This window comes from Achromobacter sp., from assembly GCF_049647645.1.
Classification (GTDB): Bacteria; Pseudomonadota; Gammaproteobacteria; order Burkholderiales; family Burkholderiaceae_B; genus Achromobacter.
In genome coordinates this window covers 86,814-95,222 of sequence record NZ_JBARYB010000074.1, presented here as the reverse complement: position 1 = coordinate 95,222, position 8,409 = coordinate 86,814, and the positions used below count along the sequence as shown (strand labels likewise).

Annotated in this window: 8 protein-coding genes; all 8 read left to right on the top strand. The window is 68.6% G+C overall.

Annotation, left to right across the window (positions count from 1 at the left end; translation table 11 throughout):
- Positions 1-337, top strand: a 337-nt coding sequence (locus WBB14_RS09020) for a toxin co-regulated pilus biosynthesis Q family protein (RefSeq protein WP_424239518.1), incomplete at its 5' end; no start/stop codon positions are given.
- On the top strand, positions 334-1,920 hold the full coding sequence (locus WBB14_RS09015; RefSeq protein WP_424239517.1) for a hypothetical protein: 1,587 nt from the start codon (positions 334-336) through the stop codon (positions 1,918-1,920). The genes WBB14_RS09020 and WBB14_RS09015, both read left to right, overlap by 4 nt.
- Before the next feature lie 2 nt (positions 1,921-1,922).
- A complete protein-coding gene (locus WBB14_RS09010) occupies positions 1,923-3,245 on the top strand; it encodes a hypothetical protein (protein ID WP_424239516.1) in 1,323 nt (440 codons plus the stop codon).
- Complete coding sequence (locus WBB14_RS09005) at positions 3,232-3,729, top strand: hypothetical protein (RefSeq protein ID WP_424239515.1); 498 nt, start codon at positions 3,232-3,234, stop codon at positions 3,727-3,729. The genes WBB14_RS09010 and WBB14_RS09005 overlap by 14 nt, the downstream gene beginning before the upstream one ends.
- The gene (locus WBB14_RS09000; RefSeq protein WP_424239514.1) at positions 3,726-5,462 is read left to right on the top strand and encodes an ATPase, T2SS/T4P/T4SS family; all 1,737 of its coding nucleotides are present in this window, start codon (positions 3,726-3,728) and stop codon (positions 5,460-5,462) included. Before WBB14_RS09005 ends, WBB14_RS09000 begins: the two co-directional genes overlap by 4 nt.
- Entirely contained in the window at positions 5,455-6,591 is a 1,137-nt protein-coding gene (locus WBB14_RS08995; RefSeq protein ID WP_424239513.1) for a hypothetical protein, read from the top strand. Before WBB14_RS09000 ends, WBB14_RS08995 begins: the two co-directional genes overlap by 8 nt.
- Before the next feature lie 61 nt (positions 6,592-6,652).
- The gene (locus WBB14_RS08990) at positions 6,653-7,273 is read left to right on the top strand and encodes a type 4 pilus major pilin (RefSeq protein WP_207471280.1); all 621 of its coding nucleotides are present in this window, start codon (positions 6,653-6,655) and stop codon (positions 7,271-7,273) included.
- The gene (locus WBB14_RS08985; protein WP_424239512.1) at positions 7,270-8,337 is read left to right on the top strand and encodes a prepilin; all 1,068 of its coding nucleotides are present in this window, start codon (positions 7,270-7,272) and stop codon (positions 8,335-8,337) included. The genes WBB14_RS08990 and WBB14_RS08985 overlap by 4 nt, the downstream gene beginning before the upstream one ends.
- Positions 8,338-8,409: the final 72 nt, after the last annotated feature.

Below are 8,409 nucleotides of genomic sequence, written 5' to 3'. Positions count from 1 at the left end.
GGGCAGCGGCATCGCACCGGCGCCGATGGCGGCGCCGCAACAGGTCTATCGCGCGGCGCCCCCGGACGCCACGCTGCGGGCCGTTCTCGCGCGCTGGGCGGACCTGGCGGGCTGGACCTTCCAACCGCAGCACTGGGCCGTGGACGTGGATATTCCCTTGTCAGCCACGGCCGAATTCTCCGGCGACTTCAAGTCAGCCGTGCGCGAACTGCTGGGCGCCACCGAGCTCGCCGAAAAGCCTCTGCAGCCATGCTTCTACGGCAACCGGGTGTTGCGCGTGGTGCCGCTGGCGCAGTCCTGCACGCGCATGGCCGCGCCAAGGGGGGCCGCGGCATGATGCGGATACTCTTCTTGTCTGTCGTCGTCTCCGGCGCGTTGGGCGGTTGTGCGGTGTCGCAGCAGGTGGCGGATCAGCGGCGTGCGGCAAACGCGCGTCAAGCCACAGTGACCGCCAATCATCAGGCCTTCGTCGAAGGGCTGTCGGACCGCACCGCGCGCGTCGCGGCCCAGGATGTCTCCACCCCCTGGCTTGCCGGGAAGCCACAGCCCCTGGCGCGGGAAGTGTCGCTGCCGCCCGCATTGCGGGAGAACGTGCGGACCACCTTGATGCTGGCCGACGACGCCGATCTGCCTGAGCTGGCCCAGCGCCTGACTGCCGCCACCGGCATCCCGGTGCGGGTGCGGCCGGATGCCTTGCTGCCGCTGGAACTGTTCCTGCCCCGGCTGGCCGTCAACGGCGCCTTGTCCGTTCCGGCGCCGGCCAGCGTGGAGATCCGCGCTGGCGGGCAACCGCTGGCTGACCTGCTGGACGCACTGGCCGCGCGCTTCTCGGTGCATTGGCGCTACGACCACAACGCGCTCGAGTTCTACCGCACCGAGACCCGCGTGTTCGATTTGCGCGCCTTGTCGCTGACCAGCAAGGTCGATGTCCGCCTTGGCCGCGAGGGCAGCCCGGAGGGCGAAGGCTTTGAAAGCACCTCCAACACGTCCTTGTCGGCGGGGCAGCACGACGCAGTGGCTATTCTGCGCGCCAACATCGCGCCGTTCCTGACGCGTTCCGGCGTGGTGGCCGAGGCGGTGGAGGGCGCCACCTCGATCGTCGTCACCGACACGCCCGAGGCGCTGGAACGCGTCGCCAGCTACCTCGAGCGCGAGAACAAGGCGTTGACCCGCCGGGTCCGGCTGGTGTTCGAGGAAATTACCGTCGTCGCCAACGACGCCACGTCGGGCGGCATCGACTGGAGCGTCGTCTACGCTGCGGCCGGGGCGGCAGCGCGGTTGGCGCTGCCCGGCGCGGGGGCTGGCGGGAGCGGCCTGGACGCCTCCATGGCCAGGGGGCCATTCCAGGGCACCCAGGCCATTGTTTCGGCGCTCAGCACGATGGGGGCCGTGGTCCGGCACAACAAGGTCCCCATCCTGACCTTGAACCGCCGTCCGGTCACCCATGCGGTAAGGACCACGTTCAGCTACATCGACCGGGTGCAGAGCACTGCCGTCCCCGGCACTACGGCAGGAGGCGCCAATGGCTCGCTGCCCGCAGTCTCCATCAGCCAGAAGGAAGAGACGGTAGGCTCGTTCCTGACGCTGTTGCCGGACATCCAGGAGGACGGCCAGATCCTGCTGTCGCTCGCCTATGACAACGCGGTCGCCCAGCCCTTGAAGACCATCACCTTCGGCGAGCGCGGCAACCAGGTGCAGGTCCAGCAGGTCACGATCGACGGCAACGGCATGGTGCAGCAGGTCGAACTGCGTCCCGGCCAGCCCATCATCGTTTCCGGCTTCGACCGCAGCCAGGACCAGCATGACCGCCAACGGCTCGCGCCGGGGCTGCCGCTCATAGCGGGCGGCCTGGACAGCGCCGCCTCGGAGCGCATGACGACCCTGGTGCTGGTGACCGCCCAGGTCGAGGAAGGGTATTAGGCATGGAACGCGTCCCTCCGACCTTGCTGCTTGACGTCCCGGACACAGGCCGCACCTTGGCGTTCGGCCTGCGCTGGTTCGCCCTGATCGGTTCCAACATCCCCGCGCTGGCCCGCTCGCGCGGGCGCCGCTTGCGGGCCAGCCACTTTGTCGTGGGTGGAGCGCCGGCCATGGTGGCCGGCTATGGCCGCATGCGGCCATCGTGGCGCAGCGGCCCGCGGGCAGGACGGCGCAGGCATGGGCACATCCAGGCCGCCGCGCAGTTGTACGCTCTGCTGTATCCAGACGGTGGCCACAGCCTGATCCGCTTGCCTGGCGGCGGGCATTGGCTGGTGGCGGCGCAGCGCGGCACCGTGCTGTCGCAGACGGACCGGGTATACGCCACCCTCGACGAAGCCTTGCGTGAACAGGCGCTGTTGCGCGCGCAGCGGCCCGCGTTGCCGGCGCATGAAGCCGATGAGGCCTGGGCCTTGCTGATGCAGGCAGCGGACCCGGCCGCACGCCTGGCCGCGTTGTCTTCGCGCTGGGCCGAGCTGCCGCTGGCGTTCCGCCTGTTCATGGTCTGCGCGGGGTTCGCCGCGGTTGCCCCGTCGCTATGGAACAGCTTGATCGCCCCATGGTCCGGCCGCGAACCGTCCGGGCATGCCGGTCTGGAGAATCTCCCGCCGCCACCGGATCCCTATCTGACCCTGCTGCAGAGCACCGTGGTCCACGCTCCCGCCGAAGTCACCCGTTTGCTGGACGGCTTCGGCAGGCTGCCCATACAGGTGCGGGGTTGGGCGCTGACCCGTGCGCGCTGCCTGGCCGCCGACCGCGCCTGGAACTGTTCCGCGGTCTATGCCAGGGCTCACCCCCAGGCCGCCAACGACGTGCTGCATGCGCTGCGGCCCGCGGGTTGGCAGATCTCATTCCAGCCGCTGGAGGAAGCCACGCTGTCATGGCGCATGGCGTCGTCGCCTGCGCGGCTGGCGGACCTGGTCCTGCCCACTTCGCTACAGGTCGATACCGGGCTGGTCGCCGCGCTGCAGCGGATGCGGGCGGCCTTTGCTTCCGTCGTCCTGGCGGCGGCATTGCCGCTGCCCTTGCCGGTGCAGTCCCAACCGGTTGCCGGTCAGGCCGGCGCCACGTACCCGGCGCGGCCTGCCGTCCGCAGCCGCGCCATCACCTTGCGGGGGCCGCTGCGCTCCTTCGCGCTGCTGGACGGCGCCGTTACGGCGGCCAAATGGTCCCGCCTGTCGCTGGACATCCAGGCGCAACCCAGGCCCACGCTGGTCTCCAGCACGCTGGTTGCCGAACTACAGGGAGAAATCTATGAACAGGAATAAGGGCGAAGCCGCGCGCCCGAGTCTCGCGGCGGGATTCATCGGGCGTCTGGCCTTGTCGGCCGCCTTGGTCCCGGCCGCTCACGGCCAGCTTTCACCGCAGGTCGCCGAGGAGCCGCGGCCATGGCCGGAAACGGAAACCGTGCGCGCTTTGCTGCGCGCGGACGCCGCGGCCGCCTTGGCGGATTGCCGGGTTCCCGGTCTTTGCCGTTCCGGAGCCGAGTCCGCGACGCCGCTGGCGCCGCCCGCCAGGGCATCCGACGATATCCGGGTGATGGCGATCTTCGGCCTCGCGCGGCGCTTGAACGCGGACATCGTCGTCAATGGCGCCGTGCTCCGCTACCAGGCAGGGCGAGGGGAGCCCGTCGCGGGCGGTGCTGATGCGCGCGTCTACCGGTTGCTGGCGATCGACGACGGCTGCGTGAGGCTGCGTCGCGGCGATATCGAACGTACCGCCTGCCTCGATGCAGGCAAGGCCCAGCCATGACCTCGCATGCTTTGCAGTCCGTCGTGGTGCATCCCGCCGTGGCGGCTTGGGAGCCGCCCCAGCTCCAGACACCGGAAGACATCGCTCGCTTGCAACCCGCTTTTGCGCGGGCGCTCGGACGCGATTTCGATCTCGCGGCTCTCGCCGGCAGGCTGTGCCCCGTGCTGCTCGAAAGCGGCGAGGTCGCCGTGTTTGCGGTAAAGGACTACACGCTGGGCGACCAGATCGACGAAGTCGAGCGCATGGTGCAGGCCCGGGGTTACCGGCAGGCGCAGGTGCCGCGCTATCAGCTGCCCGCGCCGCTGCTGCTGATGATCGCCCGGGGGCAGTTGGCGGCGCCAGGGCTGGCCGGGCGCGGCAAGGAGCGGCAGGAAGAGCGGGCCTCGGCCCTGGCCGCGCTGTTCCTGGACATCGTGCGCTGGGGCGTGGCCCAGGGGGCGAGCGATGTGCACATCAACGTTAACCGGCGGCGCGAAACCTGCGAGATCCGCTACACCATCGGCGGCGAATACGTCGGCACGGAACGCTTCTCGGGTTTGTCCAACGCGACGTTGCTGGAGGTTCTGGCGGTGGCATGGATGGATGTCAGGGGCGGCAATGGCGCGGTGTTCGATCCGGCGCTGGAGCAGCAAGGGCGCATCGCACTGGACGTCGATAGCGTGCCCATCGTGCTGCGCTGGGCTTCGCTGGCCGCCGATGCTGGTCCTTCGGTCTGCCTGCGCATATTGCGCTTGGATGCGACCGCCGACGCCGATCTGCTCGCCTTGGGCTATCTGCCCGTGCAGGTCGAAACCCTGGCCCGGGCGCGCGAGCGCGAAGGCGGGGCCATCGTGTTGGCCGGCGTGGTCGGTTCCGGTAAATCGACCACCATTGCGACTCTGATGCGCGGTATCGCACCCACCCGCAAAGCCATCACACTGGAAGATCCGGTCGAGTACATCATCGACAATGCCCTGCAGAATACGCTGGGGCGCGCGCTGGCCGAATCCGCCTGGCCGGCGTTCGACGCCAAGCTCAAGACCATCAAGCGCTCGGCGATGAACGATCTGCTCATCGGCGAGATCCGGGATATCGATACCGGCCGCGCGTTCATGGATCTGGCCGGTTCTGGCGTCAGCCTGTACACCACCACCCACGCCGCTGGCGCCGTGCTGATACCAGAACGCCTGGCGTCGGACGCGATTGGCGTGTCGCGCGATTTTCTGGCCACGCCTGGAATACTCAAGCTGTTGGTCTACCAGACCTTGCTGCCGCGCCTGTGCAGCCATTGCTCGTTGCCCGTGGATAGCCTGTGGTCGAGATCCGCCGGGGGTGGCAAGCGACCCGACTGGCAGGCATGGTTGAAGCGGATGCAGCAGGAGTACCTGCTGGACTCTGCCACCCTCAGGGTCCGGAATGCAGCGGGCTGCAGCGCCTGCAGGCGTCCGCAATTGCCTGAGTTGAACGGCATTGCAGGCCGCAGCGTGGCGGCCGAAATGCTCGAGCCCGAACGCACTGAAGGTTTTCTTGAGCGCGTGCGCACGCGCGACAACCTGGGGCTGAAGCGCCAGGCCGAGACCGCCGGGCCGGCCGCCTGGCGCAGCGAGGCCACGCGCGGCGCGCTGGCGCGGGACTGCGCTCTTTACAAGGTCAGCCGCGGAGAAGTCGACCCGCGCTCCCTGCTGCGCCGCTTCGATGTGCCAGCGGCCCTGCCCGGGCAGGGAGCCAGATCCAGTGGGGGCGGCCATGACTAAACCCTTGTTGCTGCATTCTTTCCCAAGCGTCCCCTCCGGCCGCTCCCTGTTGCTGCGTCTGGACGCATTGCGCTTTCGAGCGGGACGCGCGGACTACTACGAGTATCTGGCGGACCTGGTCGAAGGAACGCAAGGCCGCAAGAACCTGCGCGACGTTTTCGAGGACGACGCGAGCCGTCATGGCGAAGATACCGTGCGCGGGCGGCTGTCGAGGCATTGGGCGGACATGTACCTGGAGGCCGGCGGCGATCTGGGAGCGGCATGGGCGGACACTTTGCCGTCCAGCGAATGCGTGCTGCTCAGCTGCGTGCAGGAAGAGGGCGGCGATCTGTCGGCCGCATTGCGGGATGTGGCGCGGGCCGTACGGTTGGCGTCGGATGCGTGGCTGGCGCTGGTCTCGGCCGCGGCGGCCGGCGTCGCGGCGGCAGCCGTCGCATTCGCCTTGCTATGCGCCGTGCCATTCTTCAGCGTCCCGCGTTTGCAGCAGGTGTTCCAGGCCGTGCCGGCGGGGGATTACGGCCGCTTGACCCGCGCGCTGTTCGCGCTGGCCCAGGGGCTGAGGCAATGGCTGGCCTTGTGGGTGGTGCTGTCGCTGGGCCTTGTCCTGCTGAGCTTGTGGTCGCTGCCGCGTTACACGGGAGCCCTGCGGCCGGGGCTGGATCGCTGGCTGCTCTGGCGGCTCTACCGGGATTTCCACGCCATCCGCTTTCTTGCCCTGCTGGCCGTGCTGGTCAGACAGCATGGCGCGGCCGACACCCGCTTGCGCCGCGCCCTGGCTGTGCAGGCCCGGGATGCCGCGCCCTGGATGCATGCGCATCTGCTGGACATGTTGGCGCGGATAGATGGCGGCCAGACCGGTCCGGAGATCTTCGGCACGGGCCTGCTGGATGCGGACACCTGGTGGTACATGGCCGACATGATGGATGCCCTCGGCATGGAGGCCGGACTTGCACAGGTGCGGTTGCGCGTCGAGTCGCGCCTGTTGGCGCGGGTGCGCCGGCAGGCGTCGGCGTTGCGCTGGTCGTTGCTGCTCTCATCCCTGGCCGCCGTGCTCGGCATCACGCTTTGGCATTACGGCGTGATCGACGAACTGCGCCAGGCGCTCACCAATTTTTATGCCAGCCAATAGGGCTGCGTCAGGCAATCGGCGCCAATCGGCCCGAGTGCCACATCGCTCGAGGAGAGCAACCATGCACTACGTACACGCAATCCCGTTCCGCGCCAGCCGGCAGCGCGGCTTTTCATTGATGGAGGTGTCCATCGTCACCGCCATCGTCCTGTTGATCGCGATCGTCGGCATTCCGGCTATCGGCGCCTACGTCGTAGAGAACAAGGTGCCCAAGGTGGGCGAGGAATTGCAGCGTTTCATTGCCAGCATGAAGACCAATGCGCAAGGTGGCGGGGTCACTCCGTATGCCGGCCTGGACACCGGCGCCATGGCCAACGCCTTGCGGGAGTCCAGCGTGCTGGCTGTCGATGGGTCCGGGGGGGCGGCGCGCATCGCCCATGGCCTGGGCGGCAGCGGCGTGGGAGGCAATGGGGTGGTCGAGGTCGCTGCGGCCTCGTTCGGCAGCGCGGGGCAGGGTTCCGCGTTCTCCATCAAGCTGACCAACGTCAGCCAGGCGGCATGCCCGTCGTTGGCCTCGGTGCTGCAACGGATGTCGGAGACTATCTCGATCGGCGGAGGGGGCGGCGGCCTCAGGCTCGTGAAGGACGCGTTTGCGACGCCCAGCGTGCCTTACCGCGCGGCCTTGGCCCAGGCCCAGTGCAGCCCGGGCGACGTCAACACCTTCGTATTCGTCGCAAAATGAGCCCGCCCCTGTGGTGCATGGCGGCTCGATCGGGCGCCGCTGCGGCCTTGCGCCAGCGCGGCTTCTCATTGCCGGGCCTGGTGGTGGCGTTGGCCTTGAGCACTATGGCGGCCATCTGGGCGTCCGGTCAGGTGGTGCAGCGGATCGAGGATGCGGCAGCCCGTGCCACCGGCGTATGGTTGACGCAGATCCGCCTGGCACTGACCGAGGTGTTGGCTCGGCATTCCGCCATCCTTGCCATGGGGGACGTGCCACGTAGCGAACAGGGGGTTCCGTTGTTCGCGGACCCGCTTGCGCCCACCGTGGGTGAATTGCGCGGCCTGGGGCTGCTGCCGGCAGATTTTCCCGAGCAGTCCTCCATGGGTTTCTCGGCGCAGCTCCAGATCGTCAGGTCGCAGGCATGCCCGGGCGAGCGCTGTCGGATGGATGGGCTGGTCTACAGCGCCACGCCCTTGTTGAAAACGGGGACGCAATCCATTGACTTGACCGGCATCGCTGCCGTTATCGATGCGGCCGGGGGCTATGGCGGGGCGGTATGGCCGGCGTCGCCGGGTCTGGTGCGCGGCGCGGCGTTCAGTTTCGCCAATCCGGGGGCGTCCGGCGGGCCGGCCTACGCGCCGGGCACGCTCGCCCTGTGGGCGGGCGCGGAGGCTGGCGGTCCGGATCTGGACCGCTACGTCAGGATCCGGGATACGCGCGATCCGCAGCTACAGGGAGAACTGAGCGTCGCGTCCTCGGCGCAGGTGGGCTCGTATCTCACAGTCGGCGCGCGCGCCAGCGCGGGGCAGCAATGCAGTGTCGCCACCGGCGCCATGGCCACCTCGGAGCAGGGGGAGCTGCTGACATGCCAGTCCCGGGTCTGGGGGCCGGCAAGCGGCGGCTTTGGCGGGGCGTACAGCTTCAATAACCCGTTGGGTTGCTACCATTACAGCGGCACGTCCACCGCGAATCCCCGGACTGGCGCGTGCTCGTGCCCCGCCGGCTACAAGGCCGTAATCGTTTCCGCGGGCGGCAAATGGACCGAGACGGAAGGCTGGACCACGGGCTACGTCTGCGTGCGCTGAAGCTGCGGCACGGCCTCTTTTCCTGGGATGCCCGCCAACCCTCTATAATCAAAGATTCGCCTAAATTCTGCT

Coding starts and splice junctions, on each gene's coding strand:
- WBB14_RS09015 (WP_424239517.1), top strand. CDS start 334: ATGATGCGGATACTCTTCTTGTCTGTCGTCGTCTCCGGCGCGTTGGGC.
- WBB14_RS09010 (WP_424239516.1), top strand. CDS start 1,923: ATGGAACGCGTCCCTCCGACCTTGCTGCTTGACGTCCCGGACACAGGC.
- WBB14_RS09005 (WP_424239515.1), top strand. CDS start 3,232: ATGAACAGGAATAAGGGCGAAGCCGCGCGCCCGAGTCTCGCGGCGGGA.
- WBB14_RS09000 (WP_424239514.1), top strand. CDS start 3,726: ATGACCTCGCATGCTTTGCAGTCCGTCGTGGTGCATCCCGCCGTGGCG.
- WBB14_RS08995 (WP_424239513.1), top strand. CDS start 5,455: ATGACTAAACCCTTGTTGCTGCATTCTTTCCCAAGCGTCCCCTCCGGC.
- WBB14_RS08990 (WP_207471280.1), top strand. CDS start 6,653: ATGCACTACGTACACGCAATCCCGTTCCGCGCCAGCCGGCAGCGCGGC.
- WBB14_RS08985 (WP_424239512.1), top strand. CDS start 7,270: ATGAGCCCGCCCCTGTGGTGCATGGCGGCTCGATCGGGCGCCGCTGCG.